18 protein-coding genes are annotated in these 21,160 nt (G+C 61.1%); 6 read left to right on the forward strand and 12 right to left on the reverse strand.

Translation table 11 applies throughout. The annotated features are described in order from the left end of the window. Nucleotides 1-16: 16 nt before the first annotated feature. Genes QM596_RS21970 through QM596_RS22000 form a run of 7 tightly spaced genes read right to left on the reverse strand, consistent with a single transcriptional unit; the run spans nt 17 to nt 7,529 of the window. Entirely contained in the window at nt 17-622 is a 606-nt protein-coding gene (locus QM596_RS21970) for a 3-oxoacid CoA-transferase subunit B (protein ID WP_174531772.1), read from the reverse strand. 41 nt (nt 623-663) lie between these two features. Next, a complete protein-coding gene (locus QM596_RS21975) occupies nt 664-1,419 on the reverse strand; it encodes a CoA transferase subunit A (protein ID WP_007730192.1) in 756 nt (251 codons plus the stop codon). Between the two features lie 3 nt (nt 1,420-1,422). Next, nucleotides 1,423-2,250, reverse strand: coding sequence for an HpcH/HpaI aldolase/citrate lyase family protein (locus QM596_RS21980; protein ID WP_020906880.1), 828 nt, complete (start codon nt 2,248-2,250; stop codon nt 1,423-1,425). Continuing rightward, nucleotides 2,247-2,735, reverse strand: a complete 489-nt coding sequence (locus QM596_RS21985; protein ID WP_003942078.1) for a MaoC family dehydratase — start codon at nt 2,733-2,735, stop codon at nt 2,247-2,249. The genes QM596_RS21980 and QM596_RS21985 overlap by 4 nt, the downstream gene beginning before the upstream one ends. After that, nucleotides 2,732-3,895 carry an acyl-CoA dehydrogenase family protein gene (locus QM596_RS21990; RefSeq protein WP_020906879.1) on the reverse strand — a complete coding sequence of 388 codons (1,164 nt, stop codon included), beginning with the start codon at nt 3,893-3,895 and terminating at the stop codon, nt 2,732-2,734. The genes QM596_RS21985 and QM596_RS21990 overlap by 4 nt, the downstream gene beginning before the upstream one ends. Next, nucleotides 3,895-5,934 (reverse strand): acetyl-CoA carboxylase biotin carboxylase subunit, encoded by a 2,040-nt coding sequence (locus QM596_RS21995; RefSeq protein WP_283309941.1) that lies wholly within the window; start codon nt 5,932-5,934, stop codon nt 3,895-3,897. Before QM596_RS21995 ends, QM596_RS21990 begins: the two co-directional genes overlap by 1 nt. A 5-nt stretch (nt 5,935-5,939) precedes the next feature. Continuing rightward, entirely contained in the window at nt 5,940-7,529 is a 1,590-nt protein-coding gene (locus QM596_RS22000; RefSeq protein WP_021334316.1) for a carboxyl transferase domain-containing protein, read from the reverse strand. Nucleotides 7,530-7,627: 98 nt separating this feature from the next. Here QM596_RS22000 and QM596_RS22005 point away from each other — a divergent pair, with 98 nt between their 5' ends. Further along, the gene (locus tag QM596_RS22005; protein ID WP_003941968.1) at nt 7,628-8,227 is read left to right on the forward strand and encodes an SACE_7040 family transcriptional regulator; all 600 of its coding nucleotides are present in this window, start codon (nt 7,628-7,630) and stop codon (nt 8,225-8,227) included. A gap of 48 nt (nt 8,228-8,275) precedes the next feature. Continuing rightward, a complete protein-coding gene (locus tag QM596_RS22010) occupies nt 8,276-9,022 on the forward strand; it encodes a GTP pyrophosphokinase (protein WP_019744227.1) in 747 nt (248 codons plus the stop codon). A 157-nt stretch (nt 9,023-9,179) separates the two neighbouring features. Here QM596_RS22010 and QM596_RS22015 read toward each other — a convergent pair whose 3' ends face one another. Continuing rightward, nucleotides 9,180-9,440: a GlsB/YeaQ/YmgE family stress response membrane protein gene (locus QM596_RS22015; RefSeq protein ID WP_021334317.1), complete on the reverse strand. Its 261-nt coding sequence runs from the start codon at nt 9,438-9,440 to the stop codon at nt 9,180-9,182. A gap of 188 nt (nt 9,441-9,628) precedes the next feature. Between QM596_RS22015 and dctA the strand changes: the two genes are divergently transcribed. After that, entirely contained in the window at nt 9,629-11,026 is a 1,398-nt protein-coding gene (gene dctA / locus QM596_RS22020; protein ID WP_113682407.1) for a C4-dicarboxylate transporter DctA, read from the forward strand. Nucleotides 11,027-11,595: 569 nt separating this feature from the next. Then, nucleotides 11,596-12,429, forward strand: a complete 834-nt coding sequence (locus QM596_RS22025) for a glycosyltransferase family 2 protein (RefSeq protein WP_230091115.1) — start codon at nt 11,596-11,598, stop codon at nt 12,427-12,429. A 17-nt stretch (nt 12,430-12,446) separates the two neighbouring features. Here the strand turns inward: QM596_RS22025 and QM596_RS22030 are convergent, their stop codons facing one another. Then, nucleotides 12,447-12,749, reverse strand: a complete 303-nt coding sequence (locus QM596_RS22030) for a hypothetical protein (RefSeq protein ID WP_047889529.1) — start codon at nt 12,747-12,749, stop codon at nt 12,447-12,449. Nucleotides 12,750-13,110: 361 nt separating this feature from the next. Between QM596_RS22030 and QM596_RS22035 the strand changes: the two genes are divergently transcribed. Next, on the forward strand, nt 13,111-13,998 hold the full coding sequence (locus tag QM596_RS22035) for a glycosyltransferase family 2 protein (RefSeq protein ID WP_133728515.1): 888 nt from the start codon (nt 13,111-13,113) through the stop codon (nt 13,996-13,998). A gap of 197 nt (nt 13,999-14,195) precedes the next feature. Here the strand turns inward: QM596_RS22035 and QM596_RS22040 are convergent, their stop codons facing one another. The 3 genes from QM596_RS22040 to QM596_RS22050 all read right to left on the reverse strand — a co-directional run bounded on the left by QM596_RS22040 (nt 14,196) and on the right by QM596_RS22050 (nt 19,426). After that, complete coding sequence (locus QM596_RS22040; RefSeq protein ID WP_283309943.1) at nt 14,196-15,560, reverse strand: outer membrane protein assembly factor BamB family protein; 1,365 nt, start codon at nt 15,558-15,560, stop codon at nt 14,196-14,198. Further along, nucleotides 15,557-16,996 carry a hypothetical protein gene (locus QM596_RS22045; RefSeq protein ID WP_283309944.1) on the reverse strand — a complete coding sequence of 480 codons (1,440 nt, stop codon included), beginning with the start codon at nt 16,994-16,996 and terminating at the stop codon, nt 15,557-15,559. Before QM596_RS22045 ends, QM596_RS22040 begins: the two co-directional genes overlap by 4 nt. A gap of 183 nt (nt 16,997-17,179) precedes the next feature. Beyond that, nucleotides 17,180-19,426: an MMPL family transporter gene (locus tag QM596_RS22050; protein ID WP_070387076.1), complete on the reverse strand. Its 2,247-nt coding sequence runs from the start codon at nt 19,424-19,426 to the stop codon at nt 17,180-17,182. 224 nt (nt 19,427-19,650) lie between these two features. Here QM596_RS22050 and QM596_RS22055 point away from each other — a divergent pair, with 224 nt between their 5' ends. Next, complete coding sequence (locus QM596_RS22055) at nt 19,651-21,099, forward strand: zinc-binding metallopeptidase family protein (RefSeq protein ID WP_097387618.1); 1,449 nt, start codon at nt 19,651-19,653, stop codon at nt 21,097-21,099. Nucleotides 21,100-21,160 lie beyond the last annotated feature (61 nt).

The following is a 21,160-nucleotide window of genomic DNA, read 5'->3' on the forward strand; positions in this document are numbered from 1 at the left end:
TTGAAGGTACGAAGATTCAGGAAAAACCCACACCAGTCACACTCTTCAGGTGTTCACTGGTGACACCTGGAGCCAACTCCACAAGCTCCAGCCCGTCCGCGGTGACGTCCAGCACCGCGAGGTCGGTGATGATCCGGTGGACGACGCCCTGCCCAGTAAGCGGCAGGGTGCACGCCTCGACGATCTTGGGGTTTCCGTCGCGATCGGTGTGCTCCATCACGACGATGACGCGGCGGGCACCGTGGACCAGGTCCATCGCCCCGCCCATGCCCTTGACCATCTTGCCGGGGACCATCCAGTTGGCGAGGTCACCGGTCTTCGACACCTGCATCCCGCCGAGCACCGCGGTGTCGATGTGGCCGCCGCGGATCATCCCGAACGAGAGGGCCGAGTCGAAGAACGCGGCACCAGGATTGACAGTGACGGTTTCTTTACCTGCATTGATGAGGTCGGCATCGACCTGATCATCGGTCGGATACGGTCCGGTACCGAGGATGCCGTTCTCGCTGTGCAGGACCACCTTGACACCCTCGGGCAAGTAACTGGGGATCAGCGTCGGCAGGCCGATACCGAGGTTGACGTACTCACCCGGCCGCATCTCGGCAGCAGCGCGAGCAGCCATCTCGTGGCGGGTCCAACCGATACGAGTTTCCTCTGCGCTGCTCACTTGGTACCTCCTGAGACGGTCCGCTTCTCGATCCGCTTCTCCTGTGGACCTGTGTGCACGACCCGCGCGACGAACACCCCAGGTAGGTGCACGTGCGCGGGGTCGATGTCGCCCGGCTCTACGAGGTTCTCCACCTGCGCGATGGTGATCCGGCCGGCCATGGCAGCAAGCGGGTTGAAGTTCATCGCCGTCTTGTTGAAGACGAGATTTCCTTCGGTGTCGCCGTAGTCCGCGTGCACGAGCGCAAAGTCAGCGGTGATCGCCTCTTCCAATACATACGTGCGGCCACCGAACACTGCCGTCGCCTTCGGTGGCGACGCCACGGCGATCGAACCGTCCGGGTTGTATCGCCACGGCAAGCCGCCCTCGGCGATCGGTGTGCCGACGCCGGCCGGAGTGTAGAACGCCGGGATGCCGGTACCGCCAGCTCGCAGCCGCTCGGCCAGCGTCCCCTGCGGCGTCAACTCCACTTCGAGCTCACCGGCGAGATACTGGCGGGCGAACTCCTTGTTCTCCCCCACGTACGACGCCGTCACCCTGGCGATCCGGTGCGCGCCGAGCAGAATGCCGAGACCGTAGTCGTCGACACCGCAGTTGTTGGAGAACACCTCGAGATCGGTGGCGTCGCCGTCGGCGATCGCCGCGATCAGTGCGTCGGGAATACCGCACAGCCCGAAGCCGCCCACTGCGAGCCTGGATCCGCTCGCGATGTCGGCAACTGCCTCAGCTGCCGTATTCACGACTTTGCTCATCCGTTAGTTCTCCTTCTGCTGAAAGATTCCGGCTCGGTGAAGAAGCTTCTCGGCGTGACGAAGAACGGGAGCGTCGACCATCTTGCCCTCGAACGCGAACACACCACGTTCAGTAGACACCGCGGCAAGCACTCGTGTGGCCCAGTCGATCTCTTTTTCCGAAGGTGCGAATGCACCACGGATGACCTCGACCTGACTCGGGTGGATCGCAACCTTCACGTCGAAGCCGACTGCGACAGCATCAGCGGACTCGACGCCCAGGCCGACGAGGTCCTTGATGTCGAGATAAACGGAATCGACAGCCAACCGGCCGTAGCTCTTCGCAGCCAGGAGAGACGTCGATCGGACGTGCTTGGCAACGTCGCGGTACGAACCGTTCGGGTGCCTGCTCGAATTACCGCCGAGACCGGCCACAAGATCCTCGGCTCCCCACATGACACCGATGGCGTTCGCAGCAAGCGCGATGTCGGCCACGGCGAGGGCTCCTCGCGGGGACTCGACGAGTGCAACCACGTCCGCCGGTGCGAGCGAGAGGACGTCCTCGGCCGATTCGCACTTGGACAGCATGAGACGCGAATAGTGTGTGCCGTCCAGCGCGATCAGATCGAGTTCGTGATCAGGCGTACCGACCGGATTGACGCGCACAATCGTCCGGTCCGGATCGAGAGGAGTGTCGATCAGGGCTGCACGTGCGGCTTCTTTGTCGGCCGGAGCCACCCCGTCTTCGAGATCGAGGATCACGACGTCGGCAACAGCTGCGGCCTTCGCATAGCGCTCGGGACGATCCGCCGGGCAGAACAACCACGCCGGCCCCGGCGGCGTCCACGTCATGAGGACACCTCTGCCGGACGCAGTTGCACCAGGGTCTTGCGCGTGGCCAGTGCGACGACGTCACCGTGCTGGTTACGCCCGGTGTGCACGAGCGTCACGATGCCTTCACCTGGACGGCTCTTCGATTCGCGCTTGTCCGCGATGAGCGTCTCGGCATACAAGGTGTCGCCGTGAAAGAGCGGCTTCGGGAAGCTGATCTCGGAGAAACCGAGGTTCGCCACGATGGTGCCCTGCGTCAACTGCGCGACGGACAGGCCGACGATGGTCGACAGGGTGAACATCGAATTGACCAGCCGCACACCGAATTGAGTGTCCTCGCTGTACGCGGCATCGAGATGCAACGCCTGCGTGTTCATGGTCAAAGTCGTGAACAGGACGTTGTCAGCCTCGGTCACCGTCCGGCCTGGGCGATGCTCGTAGATCGCGCCGACCTCGAACTCCTCGAACCAGAGCCCGCGCTGAGTGATCTTCTTGGGGTTCGTCACAACCCTGCCTCACGGGCGATGAGCATCAACTGCACCTCGGTGGTTCCCTCACCGATTTCGAGGATCTTGCTGTCACGGTAGTGGCGCGCGACGGCGTACTCGTTCATGAAGCCGTATCCGCCGTGGATCTGGGTGGCGTCGCGAGCGTTGTCCATGGCAGCTTCGGAGGAGATGAGCTTGGCGATGGACGCCTGCTTCTTGAACGGCTTGCCCGACAACATGAGTGCGGCCGCGTCGTAGTACGCGGTGCGGGCCACGTGGGCGCGAGCCTCCATGCGCGCGATCTTGAACGCGATCGCCTGGTTGTGTCCGATGGGCCGACCGAACGCCTCGCGCTCCTTGGCGTACTTGATCGACTCGTCGACGCAGCCCTGGGCGGCACCGACGCTCAACGCGGAAATGGCGATGCGGCCTTCGTCGAGGATGCGCAGGAAGTTCGCGTAGCCACGGCCACGCTCACCGAGCAGATTCTCTTCGGGGACACGAACATCGGCGAACGTGAGGGGATGGGTGTCGGATGCGTTCCAGCCGACCTTGTTGTACGCCGGCTCGGCCGTGAAGCCCGGCGTCGTGGTCGGCACCAGGATCGTCGAGATCTCCTTCTTGCCACCGTCCTTGACACCCGTGACCGCGGTGACCGTCACGAGCTTGGTGATGTCGGTGCCCGAGTTGGTGATGAACTGCTTGTTGCCGTTGATGATCCACTCACCGCTGTCGAACTTCGCGGTGGTCTTGGTGCCGCCGGCGTCGCTACCCGCACCCGGCTCGGTCAGGCCGAAAGCAGCCAACGATTTCCCGCTGGTGAGCTGCGGGAGCCACTCTTCCTTCTGCGCCTCGTTGCCGAAACGGTAGATCGGCATGGCGCCGAGGGACACACCAGCTTCGAGAGTGATCGCGACGCTCTGGTCGACCTTGCCCAGCTCTTCGAGCGCCAGGCAGAGTGCGAAGTAGTCGCCACCCATTCCGCCGTACTCCTCGGGGAAGGGCAGGCCGAACAGTCCCATGTCCGCCATACCGGCAACTACCTCGTACGGGAAGGTGTGGTTGGCGTCGTGCTCGGCAGCAACCGGTGCCACGACGGTCTTCGCGAAATCCGCAACAGTCTTGGCGAGCTGCTGGTATTCGTCCGGAAGCGCTCCGGTGGCAAGGTAATCGGACATCAGGCGTCTTCCTTCTGCGTCGTGTTCTCGGTCTTTACTTCTGCAGTCTCTTCGTCCGCGACAGGTACCACGCGGGCCAGAACCTGATCCACCATCACCTGATCGCCCTGACGGACAAGCACTTCCACGATCCCGTCGATCGGGGACGTCAAGGAGTGCTCCATCTTCATGGCCTCGACCACGACGAGTGGTTGTCCCGCGCTCACTGCCGCGCCGTTCTCGACGTTGACTGCGATGACGGCACCGGGCATGGGGCTGGCGATTTCGGCGTCACCGGCATGCTTGTCCTCACCGCGAACGCTGACTTCGGCAACCTCGCGCACGTGCCAGGTTCCGCCGCCTGCCAGCCACAGACCACCATCGGTCTGGGCGACGACAAACGTGCGTCGACGTCCGTCGATCACCACCGCCAGTTCGGATCCCGTCAGGGTCGCGCTGAATGCGCGCGGCTGTGAACCTTCGACCTCGACCTTTGCATCCGCGGGAACGCCGACGATCGCAACGTGCGCCGTTCGAGTGCCGGCGGCGAGCCTGATGCTGGTCGGAGCGGGAGTTCCGACGCGCCACCCACTCGGGACGTCCCAGGGATCAACGGATTCCGAAGTTGTCCATCGCGAGAGCCAGCGATACGCCGCGGCAGCAATGAGAACCTCGTCGGAGGCATCGGCCGCGACAAAGTCTTCGACGCGACGATCGAGCAGACCGGTGTCGAGGTTGCCCGCGATCACATCCGGATCAGCGAGGAGGAATCGTGCGAACTCGATGTTGGTCACGACTCCGAGCACTGCGGTGTCACCGAGTGCGCGATCGAGCTTGCGCAGTGCGCCTGCGCGGTCGGGAGCATGGGCGATGACTTTGCTGAGCATCGGGTCGTAGTCACTGCCGACGACGGTGCCCGCGAGCAGTCCGGAATCGACGCGCACGCCGGAACCTGACGGCTCGACCAGATCGACGACGCGGCCACCGGTCGGCAGGAACCCACGGCCCGGATCCTCCGCGTACACACGAGCTTCGATAGCGTGCCCGGTCAGTGTGATGTCGCTCTGGGAGAAGGCCAACTTCTCCCCTGCTGCCACACGAACCTGCCATTCGACCAGATCCAGTCCGGTCACCATTTCGGTGACGGGGTGCTCGACCTGCAGGCGGGTGTTCATCTCCATGAAGAAGAACTCGTCCGGCTTGTCGGCGGAGACGATGAACTCGACAGTGCCGGCGCCGGTGTAATCGACGCTTCGAGCGGTGTTGCAGGCTGCCGCGCCGATCCGGTCACGGGTCACCTGATCGAGCAGCGGCGACGGAGCCTCTTCGATGACCTTCTGGTGACGCCGCTGCAGGCTGCATTCGCGCTCACCCAGGTGAACGACGTTGCCGTGCTGGTCGGCGAGAACCTGGACCTCGATGTGCCGGGGCCGCAGGACGAATCGCTCGAGGAACAGGGTGTCGTCGCCGAACGACGACGCGGCCTCACGGCGGGCACTGCGAAGAGCCTCGGCCAGATTGGCCGGATCCTCGACCAGACGCATTCCCTTGCCACCGCCGCCTGCCGAAGGCTTGACCAACACCGGGTAGCCGATGTCCTCGGCCGCTGCGATCAGTTCTTCGTCGGTCAGATTCGGGCGAGCGATACCCGGGACCACCGGCACGTCGAACGCGGCAACCGCGTTCTTCGCGGTGATCTTGTCGCCCATCACCTCGATAGCCCGCTCGGAGGGGCCGAGGAAGGCGATTCCGGCGGCCGCGCAAGCAGCCGAGAACGCCGAGTTCTCCGACAGGAAGCCGTAACCGGGGTGAATACCCTGAGCACCGGTGGACTTGGCAGCGTCGATCACCTTGTCGATGACGAGGTAGCTTTCACGCGCCGCGGCCGGTCCGATGTTGACGGCAGTGTCGGCCTCGCGGACGTGGCGAGCATTCGCGTCGGCGTCGCTGTAGACGGCGACGCTGCGAATTCCCAACTCACGCAACGTGCGGATCACGCGAACCGCGATCTCACCGCGGTTGGCCACGAGAACAGTATCGATAGTGCGCAACTCAGTCATTTCGCTCACATCCGGAAGACGCCGTAGGAGACCGGCTCGATCGGTGCGTTTGCGCACACCGAAAGGGCCAGGCCGAGAACAGTTCTGGTATCTGCGGGATCGATGACACCGTCATCCCACAGCCGCGCAGTGGAGTAGTACGGATTGCCCTGAGCCTCGTACTGCTCACGGATCGGCGCCTTGAACGACTCTTCGTCCTCGGCCGACCACGGATTGCCCGCGCTGTCGAGCTGCTCGCTACGAACCGTCGAGAGCACCGAAGCTGCCTGCTCGCCGCCCATGACCGAGATGCGCGCGTTCGGCCACATCCACAGGAAGCGAGGTGAATACGCGCGTCCACACATGGAGTAGTTGCCGGCGCCGTACGAGCCGCCGATGACAACCGTCAGCTTGGGGACCCGTGCACACGCAACTGCCGTGACCATCTTGGCGCCGTGCTTGGCGATGCCGCCGGCCTCGTAGTCGCGTCCCACCATGAAGCCTGCGATGTTCTGCAGGAACAGCAGCGGCACACTGCGCTTGTCGCACAGTTCGATGAAATGTGCTCCCTTCATGGCGGATTCGCCGAAGAGAACGCCGTTGTTGGCGATGATGCCGACCGGGTGGCCCTCGATGTGGGCGAAACCGGTGACGAGCGTCTTGCCGTATTCAGCCTTGAACTCCTGGAACGCGCCACCGTCGACGAGCTTGGTGATCACCTCGTGCACGTCGTACGGAGTACGGGGATCGGTCGGGACGACGTCGTACAGCTCGCTCTGATCGGCGACGGGCGGAACCGTGGAGATGACGTCCCACGGGCGCTCGGAGCGGGGGCCGAGCGTGGCAATGATGTTGCGCACGATACGAAGTGCGTCGCGGTCGTCCTCGGCCAGGTGGTCGGTGACGCCGGAAACCTTGGAGTGCAGGTCGCCGCCGCCGAGCTCTTCTGCCGTCACGATCTCACCGGTGGCTGCCTTCACCAGCGGCGGGCCGCCGAGGAAGATGGTGCCCTGGTTGCGGACGATCACTGCTTCGTCGCTCATCGCGGGCACGTAAGCGCCGCCCGCGGTGCACGAACCGAGAACTGCGGCGATCTGGGGAATCCCCTTGGCGCTCATGGTCGCCTGGTTGTAGAAGATCCGGCCGAAGTGCTCACGGTCCGGGAAGACCTCGTCCTGGCGCGGCAGGAAGGCGCCGCCGGAGTCGACGAGGTAGATGCATGGAAGGTTGTTCTGCAGCGCAACTTCCTGCGCGCGCAGGTGCTTCTTCACCGTCATCGGGTAGTACGTGCCGCCCTTGACCGTTGCGTCATTGGCAACGATGACGCACTCCCGGCCCGACACACGGCCGATACCGGTGATGACGCCGGCGCCGGGGCACTCGTCGTCGTACAGGCCGTTGGCCGCCAGCGGCGACAACTCGAGGAACGGGCTGCCCTGGTCGAGCAGCGAGTCGACGCGATCTCGCGGCAGCAGTTTCCCTCTGCTCACGTGGCGCTCGCGAGAACGCTCGTTGCCACCCAGCGCTGCTTGCGCCAGTTTCTTCTTCAGTTCGTCCACCAGAACGGTGTGATCGGACCGGTAGCCCGATCCTTGCGTGATTCCACTGGGAGTCATCCCGCCGCCTTCGCCATGAGTTAATGCTCGATAACTGAAACTAGATTAACTATGATTAACTGAGTTGTCCAGAACACAAGCGAAGAAAGATCGAGAGAATGACCTCTGAGCAGGTAGCAGCTCCGACGCGACGCGATCAGATGAAGGCCGACCGTCGTCGTCAGCTCTTGGATGCCGCCGCACGGTTGATCGCCGAACGCGGATTCGTGAGTGTGCGACTCGAAGACCTCGGCGCGGCCGTCGGTATCAGCGGCCCGGCCGTGTACCGGCATTTCCCCAACAAGGATGCCGTCCTCGTGGAACTTCTCGTCGGCATCAGCACGCGCCTGCACGAAGGCGGTTCTGCGGCAGCGGAGGCAGCGGACTCACCGAGCGCCGCTCTCGACGCACTGGTGGAGTTCCACCTCGACTTCGCGCTCGGCGAGCCGGACCTGATCCGCATCCAGGACCGCGACCTCGAAAGCCTGCCGGCCGACGCGCGTCGACAGGTGCGCCAAACGCAGCGCAAGTACGTCGAGGTGTGGGTCGGAGTCCTCGAGCAACTCGATCCCCAGCTCGATCAGGCGGATGCCCGCATCAAAGCGCATGCCACTTTCGGACTGATCAACTCGACCCCTCACAGCGCCAACCCAGCTTCGCCGGCACGCGCACGTCGCGTCCTGCGGGATATGACGCTCGCCGCACTGCGCACCCACTGAAACCGGACACGGCACAATCGGTGGCAGACTGGTTACACCAGCTAACAGATGAGGGTGCCGAACGTGGAAGACAGCAGTGGGGTCAGCAGAGCCGATTTCGCCGAACTGCGGACCGAGTTCTCCCGCTTCATGATGTTGTACCAATTCGGAATCTCCGAACTGATGACCAAGGTGAACATCCTCAAGGACGAGTTCACTCACATCAATCAGTACAGCCCCATCGAACACGTGACGTCACGGGTCAAGTCGCCGGACAGCATCCTGCGTAAGGCTCAACGCCTGAACATCCCGCTCACGATCGACGACATCTCGAAGAACATCTTCGACATCGCCGGCGTGCGCATCACCTGCAGCTTCATTTCCGACACGTACCGGATCGCCGAGATGCTCACCAGCCAGACGGACCTTCGGGTGATCGAGCGCGAGGACTACATCGCCGATCCGAAACCCAACGGCTACAAGAGCTTGCACCTGATCGTCGAGGTCCCGGTTTTCATGAGCGATCGCGTCAGGCACGTACCGATCGAACTTCAGATCCGCACCATCGCGATGGATTTCTGGGCGAGCCTCGAGCACAAGATCTATTACAAGTACAACCGCGAGGTTCCCGTCGAGCTTCTCGACGAACTCACCGAGGCTGCTGCCGCGGCACACCGCCTCGACGTCAAGATGGAACGCCTCAACGACGAGTTCGCGAAAATCAAAGCGCTACCGCATCCCGATGACGAAATCCTCGAGCAGGATCTGCCGGCGCAGTTCCTCGAGGCGCTTCATCTTCAGCGACGGGCGCTCTGAATTTACAGCGACCCTCCCCTGAGCGAACGCGCCTTTCGGCGCATCTGAGGCGACGAGAGTGCCGTTCGCTCACAACTGGGGTCGGACAACTAGGGCAAACCAAAAGTGCGCCCTCCCGAACTTCGGGAGGGCGCACTTCGCGAATCGCGTTGGCTTGCTATTTCTTGCCAGTGACGGCGCTGTAGCCGATCGAGAGCACGGCCGCCGCGGCGATGCTGATGATCCAGCGGATCCAGTCGATTCCACCCGTGTCGCCCTTGTCCGAGATCGCTCCCCAGACCCAGTACCCGATAAGCGCTCCGGCGACACCGAGGACGACGGTGATGATCATGCCGTACTGCTGCTTACCTGGCAGTACGAGACGAGCCAGGATTCCGATGACTGCGCCGAAAATGATGGTTCCGATAATTTGCCCCATGACAGCCCCTCTCACACGTCGTGCATGCACGCGGACGGAAGATCACCGCTCAGGGAAACAATAACCACAGTCACACACAACTGTCGCTTGTTGACCGAATTGTTGTCCGAGATGCAACCTCGACGCGTTACATCCACGACATTCGCGAGTTATTTTTTCGCAATCAAGCAGACCTACCGTTCCCATCCATGCCAACTTCCGTAAAACTGCCGAACAGCGAGCTCGCGCGACTCGCCAACAAGCCGCCCTGGTACCGATCACTGTTCGTGCAATTGATCGCCGCTATCGTCATCGGCGTTCTCATCGGCTGGTTGTGGCCGGAATTCGGCGCGAATCTCAAGCCCCTCGCCGACGGCTTCATCAAGCTGATCAAAATGCTGATCGCGCCGATCATCTTCTGCACCGTCGTGATCGGGATAGCTCACGTCGGGGATCTGAAGGCCGTGGGGCGTATCGGCGTCAAAGCACTCATCTACTTCGAGGTGGTGACCACCTTCGCCCTGTTGTTCGGGCTGCTCATCGGAAATCTGATGAAGCCGGGTGCGGGATTCAACATCGATCCGGAGACGCTGGCGAACGGTGCGGACGCCGTGGCCGCCAAGACTGGAAGCGGCGAGCTTCCCCACACCGTCGAATTCCTGCTCAATATCATTCCGGTGTCGATAGTTTCGGCCTTCGCCGAGAACGCACTCCTCCAAGTCCTCTTCTTCGCCGTACTGTTCGGGCTCGCCTTGGCCAAGGCAGGCGAGAGTGGACCACCGATCGTGTTCGAACTAGTCGATCGTCTGAGTCATCTGTTCTTCACGATCATCGGCTGGATCATGAGACTGGCGCCGTTGGGCGCTTTGGGCGCGATGGCGTACATCGTCGGCCAGTACGGGATCGCTTCGCTCGGAAGTTACGGAAAGCTGATCGCCGCATGCTATCTCGCGGCCGTCCTGTTCATCCTCATCCTGGCGGCGATAGTCAGGTACTTCGCGGGCGTGAATCTGTGGAAGTTCGTCAAGTACATCAAGGACGAACTCTTCCTCGCGTTGGGAACGGCGTCGACCGAAGTAGTTCTGCCCCGAATCATGGTCAAGCTCACCAACGCCGGATGCTCGCGCACTACAACAGGATTGGTGGTGCCTACCGGCTACTCGTTCAATCTCGACGGCGCGACGCTGTACCTGTCGATTTGCATGCTGTTTCTGGCTCAGGCACTCGGCGTGGACCTGACACTCGGTGAACAGATCACTGCCGTCCTGGTACTGATGCTCACGTCCAAGGGAATGGCCGGCGTGCCGGGATCGTCATTCCTGGCACTGTCCGCCACCGTGGCCGCAATCGGTCACGGCGCAATTCCGGTTGCCGCAGTCGCCCTCCTACTGGGCGCCGATCGAATCATGGACTCGATGCGAGTCTCGGTGAACCTGCTCGGGAATTGTGTCGCTACCTTCGTGGTCGCGAATTGGGAGGGGCAGCTCGACAAGGAGCGCATGCGCCGAGTGCTCGACGGAGAAGACGTTCCACCGCTCGAGGAAGTCGATCCGATCACCGGGAAAACTGTTCCGGCACCCGAAGCCGAGGGCGCCGTGCCCCGTTGAGGAGATGGTGACCACCGGCTGCGCGTCGGAATCGGTGCTGAAGGTTCGCGGGGACGTACTTGACCGGAATACTCAGACCAGCACGCCCGAACGCAAATATTTGCAGGGGGTGGCGAGCTTGCCGACTAAGGACTGGTGAATTCACAGATATTCCACGTGCGCTGGGCTAACTCGGCACCAGGGAAAGCATCCTCCACTATCTCAATATTGCTACGCGGTTGCCATTGTTCAGATCCGAAGATCAGCGAACTGCCAGCATTATGTTTGCCGAAAATAGAAGGACTAAAGTCCACTGTTCAGCCGACAAACAGACTCGAGTGAGCAAAGAATCAAACATTGCGGAAACCATTCTTCCGAACACAGAAACGCGCATCTAGCTGCACTTATGTCGACTCCTCGACGGAGTGGGCATTTGCAAAAATGACCGAAATCTCACCACTCCAAATTGCCGAAACGGACACCCATTGCTATCGTAACCTTTGCGAAGGACTGGACTAATTGCCCAGCAAAGGAGCCAAGTGACCGAGTCCATGCAAGAAATTGAACACTTGTCCACTAATCGACTCTCCGTGGTTGTTCCAGTATTCAACGAAGAAAACTCCCTTTCGAACTGCATCGAGCGCTTACTGATCCAGTCCGAAATCGACGAGATTCTGGTCGTCGACAACAACTCGACGGACAGCACCGCATCGATCATTCACAAGTTCGCCGAGAAGCACGACCGAGTGAGATATGTCTTCGAGGCCCGGCAAGGCGTCGTTCATGCGCGGAACGCCGGCTTCGACGCCTCGACCGGCAACATCATCGGTCGGATCGACGCAGACACGCGGGTCCAACCGGGATGGGCCCGTGCGGTCAAAGGTTTCTTCCAGCGCAGCACTGCGCATTCAGCGGTCGCCGGACTCACCTATCTCTTCGAATCGCCGTTTGCCCGAATCCACCGTTTCGCACTGGACCGTCAGGTCAAGCAGGGAAAGTTCGATTGCGAACGTCAAGTACTTGCTGTCGCCGGAGCAAACATGGCGATCAGAAAAAGCGCATGGCTGGCCGTCCGCGAGCGAGTCAGCGACCGGCCGGACATCCACGAAGATATCGACCTTTCACTGTGCCTTCGGAAGGAAGGGATGACGATCGGTCAGATCGCCGACATGCGAGCAGAAACGTCCGGTCGACGCGGTGAAACCCCTCCGTTGGAGTACCTGAAGTACAACCAGGCATCCGAATCGGTTTTGCACCTTCACAACATCATGAATTGGCGCCTCAAACTGACAATCTGGGGCGACTCGATGCTCCACGCCCTCGTGTGGCCCGTTTACCGCCTCTACAACTTCGAGCAGGAGCGCCTGGAGTTCAGGCGCTTGTTTGGCAGATCGCAGGGTCGAATCATGCCGGTTCACCAGTAGCCCATCGATTTCGATAATCACCGCAGATTCGAAGTGATAGTGCAGAATACGGTCTCGTAGCTGATCCACACGATCGTTCGCCGACAACTGGTCGAGGTATACCGATGCCCGGTCACCATCGACGACAATTCGGCCGCGAGGGCGAGGTCGACAACCTCTTCGTCGATCACCCGTCGCGTTGCGCCATTGATCAGTGGAATCTTGAACACCTTACCGACGGCGGTTGGCAACTCGACGACGAGCTCATGCGCCGAGTACACGGGGGCGAAGACGTTCCATCGCTCGGGGAAGTCGATCCGCACGGGAAGGCCGTTCGGCATAGTTCGATCTGAATCTCGCAGTAAACCTACGCCGAGGCCAAACGGTCGGGCAGTCCGTCTCATCAAGTCATCCACCACGGTATGGAATGCGTGAGATACGGCATAAGTTCTGGCACTCGAACGACGGCCCACACATCGACCGACAGCCGGCGCCGCCACAGCCCTCTTATCGATCAGATATCCCGCTACCTGCAATTTTACAAACAAGAATCTCAACAAAAAGAACAAATCGTACACCAGTAGCCATGCGGCCGTTTCGGCATGGCCTACCTACCCGAGTGCCACGATTTTGAAGGTGAAAAATTGATTGATACCGTTATTTTGTGAAGATTCGCCCAAACCGTAAACCTCAGGAACGATTGTGACGTCCCCAAAGCAATCGACTGAGAATCCTCACCGAAATAAATTGTCGGTCGTTGTACCTGTGTTTAACGAAGAGGCAGGAATCGCGGACTGCATTGACCGTCTGCTCGCGCAAGGTGACACAATCGACGAAATCTTGATAGTCGACAACAACTCCACCGACCGAACTGCCTCGATAATAGAACGCTACGCAGGGTCACACGAAAAAGTTCGATATATCTTCGAGTCACGCCAAGGTGTTGTGCATGCCCGAAATGCGGGTTTTGACGCGTCTTCTTGTGAACTGGTCGGCCGAATCGACGCCGACACCCGGGTCCAGACCGGATGGGCGGCCGCGATTTGCGAATTCCTCGGCCCCAACTCCACCCACTGCGCCGTTGCGGGCGTCACATACCTCTTCGAATCCCCTTTCTCGCGCGTCCACCGGTTCGTACTTGACCGACAAATTCGACGTGGAAAGTTCAATCATGATCGCCGAGTGCTAGCTGCTACCGGAGCGAACATGGCCGTGAAAAGATCAGCGTGGCTAGAAGTGCGGAAGAATTTGAGCGAGCGCACTGACATTCACGAAGACATGGATCTCTCGATATGTCTCCAGAAGATCGGGTTGACAATCGGACAGTGCGACTCCATGCGCGTCGAAACATCGGGGAGGCGGGGAGAAACACCTCCGCGCGAATACTCGAAGTACAACCGCGCTTCTGAATCGGTCCTTCGACTCCACAACGTCATGAATTGGCGCTTCAAGTTCCTGATCCGGCTGGACACAGTTGTCCACGCCTTGGCATGGCCGATATACCGTGCATACAATTTCGAGCAGGAGCGTTTTGAGTTCAGACGCTTGTTCGGCAAATCGCAAGGACGAATCATGCCGGTCAACCAGTAGCCAATCCAGCCTCGCTATTCACTACAGGTGCGAAGTGACAGTGCAGCAGAGACCCCTCGTTGCTGATGCGCACAAAAGTCCGCCGCGTCCTCCACGAGGTACACCGAAACCCGCTCATCGATGACCGTGCGGGCCGCTGACCGCCGAGTACCGAGCGCTTATCCGAGTGTATTAACGGACATGCACCACACCGGATCTCACGACACCTTCAACGCCGTGATGCGGTCTTCACTGGAACGCAACAGCACCTTGTCCCCCGCCCACAGCTCCCGCGGCATCGCCCAGGGGGTGAACTCGTCGTCCCCGTCCTGATCCACCCGAACCTCCCAACTACGTTGGCCCGTAAGGACATCCGTTCCGTAGACGTTTCCCTCGTCGATAACGACATCGCCGTGCCAGACAACCGCCCCGGCGCGCTCAGCGTTCGATCGCCACAGGACCTCACCGGTGAAGAGGTCCACGAACTGGACCTCGGGTTCGGGACCGGAACGTGTCACGGCAACCACGTGGCCGATCACCGCCAACGACTGTGCGGTGTCGAAGAGTTCACTGTTGGACCACAATTTCTCGCCGGAAGTCCGGTCGAAACCGCTGTGTCCCAGAATGATCGGAGTCGATCTTCCCGCGGGATCATCTCGGCTGTATCGCCCGCCGTAGTACGAGGACTCCGAGGGCAGTTCGTCCGTCCTGGCGAACTCGCGCCCGTTCTGATCGAGCGCGTACTCACTTGTCGGACGGCCATCGCCTTCGCAACCGCCATCCGACACCAATGTCACGCCGTCCGACGATGTATGCGCGGTCGAACAGGTGGAGTAACCGTGTACCCACCGCTGTTCGCCCGTCTTCAGATCGAATCCCAGAGACTCGTCGAGAGCGATCACACCCAGATCGCCGTGCACCGACATCACCGGATCGACGTATCCGGCTTCCCACGATCCACCGACGTCGAACGCTTTGGACCAGTTCGCTTCCGGATCGTCGACGGTTCCGCTGTGCACGCGAACGTCGTTGCTCTCGATATCACCCTCGAGCGCGAGGACCGTGTCACCCGAGACAACCGCGATGATCGGTGCCCACGGCGTCTTGATGTCTCGACGCTCTCCTGTCTCGATATCGAAAAGTGAGTACGAACCACCGGATACGTACGGCCCGGAGAAACACAGCACCGAACTGCCGAGCAGAGTCTCGGAGCAACCACCGATGTCGACCGCCGACGTGCGCCAACGAACTGTGCCATCTTCGGCGTCCAATCCGACCAATTCTGCGTCGTCCAACGAATACGCCTGACGATCCGGCATACCGATCATCGTGACCGCGAGTGATCCGGCGTCGATGAATCCGCCCATGTCCATGTTGAATTCGGTGCCAACAAGTGGGCTCCGAAATATCGCGAACTCGCGCCCGAGAATCTCGGAGGCCTCGACGCTCCATAGCGGCGACGAGATCGCTGTCGGTTCGGAACTCGTCGACGTGACCACCGTGGCGATGGCGGCGGTGACGGTGACTACGGCTACGGCGGCTGCGATCCGAAGGCGGGCCTTGGGCGAATACCTGGCGGTCATCGAATCTCCAAGCCTTCGGTCGTCGCGAGAAACTCCAACTGCTCGAACGTCATCGGCACGTTCGGGATCGCAGCCGACGACGAAACCGAGACTTGGGTCCCATTCGGACGGGTGACGACCACCGACCTGCTCGTTTCCTGCGTCGATTCTGCTTTCGAGCCGTCATTTGTCATGGGTACGGTCGAGTAATCCCGTTCGTCTCGCTCGATCACGGATCCATCCGGTCCCGTCACGAACTCCAAGGGGTGCCCGTAGTAGGAGGGGTCGTATTTGTTGGGCTCCGCGGGGAGTGGTTGTCCGCCGGTAATTGTCATGTTGAGCGTCGACTCGTTCTCTCCCGTCCGAGTGAGAAATCTCTGACATGCGGTGGACCTGTCATTCTCCGCGACCGTCAGAGCGCCCGGTCCGGCATCAAGAATCGGAAAACCCGGAGGTACAGCGCGCCATCTGATCTCGAGTACGGCGTTGAGACGTTCGATCGTCGCGCGATCGAGTTCGGCCACGTCGCTAGAGTCTCGAGGGATCCCGTGGCACCCGGGCGAAAGCGGTGCCGTACCCGGGGGAACTGGCGTGGTGATTCGCAGCTGTGGCATTTCGACAAGGGTTACAAGTTCGTCGAGCGTCAGTGGCACCACGCCGGAACTCTCGGCGTCCGGACCTCCGTCGTTGTTCGTGTCGTTGAGATACGCCTGAATACGGGTCCCGTCGACTCCGTACAACATTGCCGACCGATTAAGGGTGCGTACACCATTGGTTTCGCTCCACGTATCCTGCAGATCCACCACAGACTGGTCGGCCAGCACCCGACGTTCGACGAGCGACCCCGCAACACACGATGGGATCGGATCAGAACTCGAGTGCAGCATCAGGCTGAGCGCGCCGATCTTCCCCTCCCGAATCAGCGTCCCGGACGCAGTGGTGGACGCCAACTCCTCGAGCGAGAATCCCTCGGGCAGCCCATCTGTGTTCGAAGGTGCAGAGATCGGCCCGAACTGCAGCGAATTACCCGGGCTGGCGAACTTCAGCTCGACATCTTTCGGGAGCGCCTGCTTGACCGCTTCCGACATCGCGGCGGCCTTGGCGCTCGAGAACCACGGAAAGCGTGGATCGTCGTACGTGTCAGATCCGTCCAGAATATAGGAGAAGAACGAATCCTCTTCTGGCGCTGCGACGCTTTCACAACCCGGAATCGTTGTCGGGTACACCGCGCTCGGCGTGACGTACGAGAATTCAGGCACGTCCTCCGCCGGAATCTCGTCCGGTGTGGACGTCATGGTGATCGAAGATGACGCAGCTACAGAGATGTCATCGGACGGCGAGCTGCTCCACCGATCCACCAGCCCGGCAACCACTGTCCCACCGGCGATCAGGGAGACGACCGTCAGCGCGAAGGTCCACTTCTCGGCCCGCTTCGAATCGGTTTGCTCCTTCGACACGTACCCTCGCAGTCACTGTCACGGCTCGCTCCCGATGCGCGTCGCCTCTGGAAGTCCTGTCGCGATCACAGCGATTTCTGTTACCAACCGGATGGTTTCCTATCGCGCGAGCGCCGCATGAAGACAGAAGAACGGGGTGCCAGTTGCTGTGCAACCGGCACCCCGTCCTGACGACCTGAGTGCTTAAACCCTCACAGGCACCTGATTCGGGTCTGGATCGGAATCCGGATCCTGCTCGATCGGAATCCGCCGAATCGCTTCACCCTCGATGTCGACGTTCGGCAGGATCTTGTCGAGCCACGCGGGCAACTTCCACGCCGAATCACCGAGGATCGACATGACCGCAGGGATCACGATCATGCGGATGATGAAGGCGTCGAAGAAGACTGCCGCCGCGAGACCGAAGCCCATCATCTTGCTTGTCGTCTCCGAGGACAGCATGAATGCGCCGAACACGGAGATCATGATGATGGCCGCCGACGCGACCACGCGAGCACCATGGGTGTAGCCGGAGATGATGGCGTCCTTGGCCGACAATCCGTGCACGTATTCCTCGCGCATTCGCGTCACGAGGAACACTTGATAGTCCATCGCCAACCCGAAGACCACACCGATCATGAAGATCGGCAGGAACGAGATGATGGGTTGTGTGTGCTCGATCAGCCCGAAGTCGCCCAACTGGAAAATGGCCACCGTGGCGCCGAAGGTCGCACAGACGGAAAACAGGAATCCGAGAGTTGCGGTCAGCGGCACCAAGATCGAGCGGAAGACGACCATCATGATGATGAACGCCAGCCCCACAACCACGATGAGATACGGGATGAGCGCGGAACTGAGCTTCGACGACATGTCTGCAACGATCGCGGTTTGACCCGCTACACCGAGTTCTGCGCCTTCCGACTTCACCGTCGATCCGTAGTCCCGGATCTGATTCATCAGCTCGTGGGTTTCGGGGCCGCTCGGAGACATCTGCGGGGTGACCGCGATGAGCGCAGAGTTTGCGCCCGCCATCGGGTTTGCCGCGTCCGGTCCGTTTCCGACCCACATCAACTGATCCGGCGTTGCGACGTTGTCGAGGCCCTTGATGTGCGCGACAGTGCCTTCGGCAATCGCGGTGATGTCGGTGCCGTCGGGCGCGTCGAGCACGACGAACAATTCGCCGTTGACGCCTTCACCGAATCCTCGTTGCAGGAGGGCCAGTGCCGGTCGCTCTTCGTCTTGAGTGAACGAGAGTCCGAGTTCGAGCTTCGTCATCGGAATCGCCGCGATCACCAGGAGGACCAGAGCAGCACCCGCGATCGGCCACGGGTACTTGGTGACTATCTTGGCCCAGCGATGTCCGTTGGATTCCATCGTCTCGGGCTCGTCACCGTGGCGAAGCCCGGGAATACGAGGCGAGAACGCGAACCGACCGAAGATGCCCAGAACTGCCGGGATCAACGTGATTGCGCCGAGCACGGCGATGATGACGGCAACCGCCGCCGAGATTCCCATCTGCGTGATCATCGGGACCCCGACCACCGCCAGGGCTGCCAGCGCGACCACCACTGTCAGGCCCGCGAATACGACCGACGAACCTGCTGTACCTACTGCGCGTCCGGCAGCAGCTTCCCTGGTTCCGCCCAGATTGAGCTCACTGCGGTAGCGCGAGACGATGAACAACGCATAGTCGATCGAGACTGCGATGCCGATCATCGTGACGATTCCCGTGACACCTTCGTTGATGTCGAAGAAGCCCGAGCCGAGTGTGACCGTCAGAGTGGCCAGCGCAATTCCAAGAATTGCAGTGAACAACGGGATGAACGCCGCGATGAGTGCGCCGAACGCCACGATCATCACGATGAACGCCACCGCGAAGCCGAGCATCTCCGACAGACCGCCCGCGGCCTGCACCTGCATCATCGAACCGGTGCCTTCGACTTGCAGGCCACCGGTGCGGAATTTTGCCATCAAATCGAGGAACGCCGTCTTGTTCGCCTGCGTCTGATCCTCGATGCGAATCGACTGATTGAGCTGGATCAGCCCGACCTTGCCGTTGTCGCCGAGAACGGCGGACGCCACCGCCGGATTGGCCTCCGCGAGAGTGACCGGATTGACGATCTTCTCGGGATCGACGATGTCCGGCAACGTCTTCGCCTGTGCGATCAACTGGTCGATCTGATCGCTGTGCGCGGCAAGCCCGTCGTCTGCCGCGATGAGAATGCTGGTCGACGCCTGAGTTTGCTGCTCCGCTGCCGCTGCAAAGTTCTCGTTCATCAACTCGGTCGCACGCTGTGAATCGGTGCCCGGAAGATTGAATTCTTTGGAGAACGTCGGATTTGTGGCGCTGATAGCGCCCCCCACCACCGCGATCACGATAATCCACGCGGCCACCACAAGATACTTGTGGCGGAAAGCGAACTTCCCCAACCTGTAAAGATACGTAGCCAACGTAGGCCTCTCTCGCCGTGGACTGGTCTGTCCGAAGAACACGGAGTCTTTCGGTGCCAAGGTCATACGGTACGGACCGATCGGCCCATTGGCACCCGGTATATCTGCGAAAACGGCATATCCGGCGCGCTCTCCGTCTCCTTTTCAGACCGCTCGGTACCGTGGACACGACACGGGCAGGCGCCTCACCAGAGCAGACGCCGCGTAGTACGAAAGGCAATCCCATGAATCACGGCCAGGCCGTCGATCGCGATCTCCTCCTTGCCGGCCAACAGCGACTCGACGCGCTGGGGCCACGATTGACAGGATCACCTTCACACCACGCTGTGGTGGAAGAAGTCGCGAACGAACTGACCGAACTGGGCCTCGAAGTCCGGCGTGATTCACACACTTTCGAACGCTGGGATCTACCGGACACATCTGAGGGGCTTCGCATCGGATTGCCGACGGGACCGATCAATGTTTCGTCCGCATTCCCCTACTCGGGATTGACCGGGCCTCAGGGAATCTCCGCTCCCCTGGTCTACGTCAGCGCGCGACGCCCCAAGTGGTCCTTGGCCAAGGGCGCGATCGCGGTGATCGAGGTCCCGCACGTCGATCTTCCCCGCAAGCTACTGGTCAGCGAGTGGGGTCCGATCGCCACCGACGAGACTCTTCGAAATCCGGTTCTCTCCGCAACCCTTCTTGGCCCGAAACTCGACAAGGCCCGCAAGGCCGGAGTGCTCGGCGTGATCGCGGTGTGGCGTGACATCGCTCCGGACAACGCACTGGGACAATATCTTCCGTTCACGCAGCCGTACCACGACATCCCCGCCGTCTGGGTGGCCGGCGACGAGGGCAGGAAGGTTGTCGCTGCAGCTCGTTCCGGTCAGCGGGCGACTCTGGTTCTGGATGCAACTCTGCATCCGGACACCCGGACCGACACGGTGTGGGCGGTATCCCCGGGGACATCACCGGAAGAGACGATTCTGCTCATCACTCACAGCGACGGAACCAACGGCGTCGAGGAGAACGGGCATCTGGGAATGTTGGCCTTGGCGCGGCACGCCGTCGCGCAGCCGCATCGACGGTCGTACGTTTTTGTGCTGACGACTGGCCACCTGCGAATTCCAGCGGTGTCCAAGCACGGACAGGCAACCTCCACCTGGCTCGAAGCGCACCCCGAGATGTGGAAGGGCGAAGCCGGTCAGGCGCGCGCAGTAGCCGGGATCGCGATCGAACACCTCGGCGCGCTGGGTGATACCGAGGACACCTCGACCGGCAGCTATGCGTTGGTGACCACTCCGGAACCGGAACTGCTCTACGCGACGAGCCGAGAAGTACACGACATCGTTGCACCGCTGTGGCGCGACATCGGGGCAGGCGATCGCCGAATCGTGGCGCCAGGACCGGTCATTCATTTCGGCGAGGGTGAACCACTGTTCGAGCGGAAGATCCCGGCAGTCGCCTTGGTGACGGCGCCGCAGTACCTACTAGCTCTGCGTGATGCCGACGCCGCCACGCACGTCGATCTCGACGCGATGGTCAAACAGGTCGAAAGCTTCCGCGATCTGCTCGACGCGTTCGATGCAACCGACACCGCGGCTTTCGGTCCGGTGGTCTCGCGCTCGGTATTCGCGAAGTTCTCGGCACTACTTCAGTTGATGCAGATTTTGTCGAAAGCCAAGAAATAGTGCTGTGGGCCGTTATTTAACCCGGGCGGTTTATAAATTCGCCCCGCAAAGGGGGTTTCGT

Origin of the sequence: Rhodococcus sp. IEGM 1406, from assembly GCF_030056745.1 — a bacterium.
In the GTDB taxonomy this organism is placed as follows: Bacteria; Actinomycetota; Actinomycetes; order Mycobacteriales; family Mycobacteriaceae; genus Rhodococcus_F; species Rhodococcus_F erythropolis.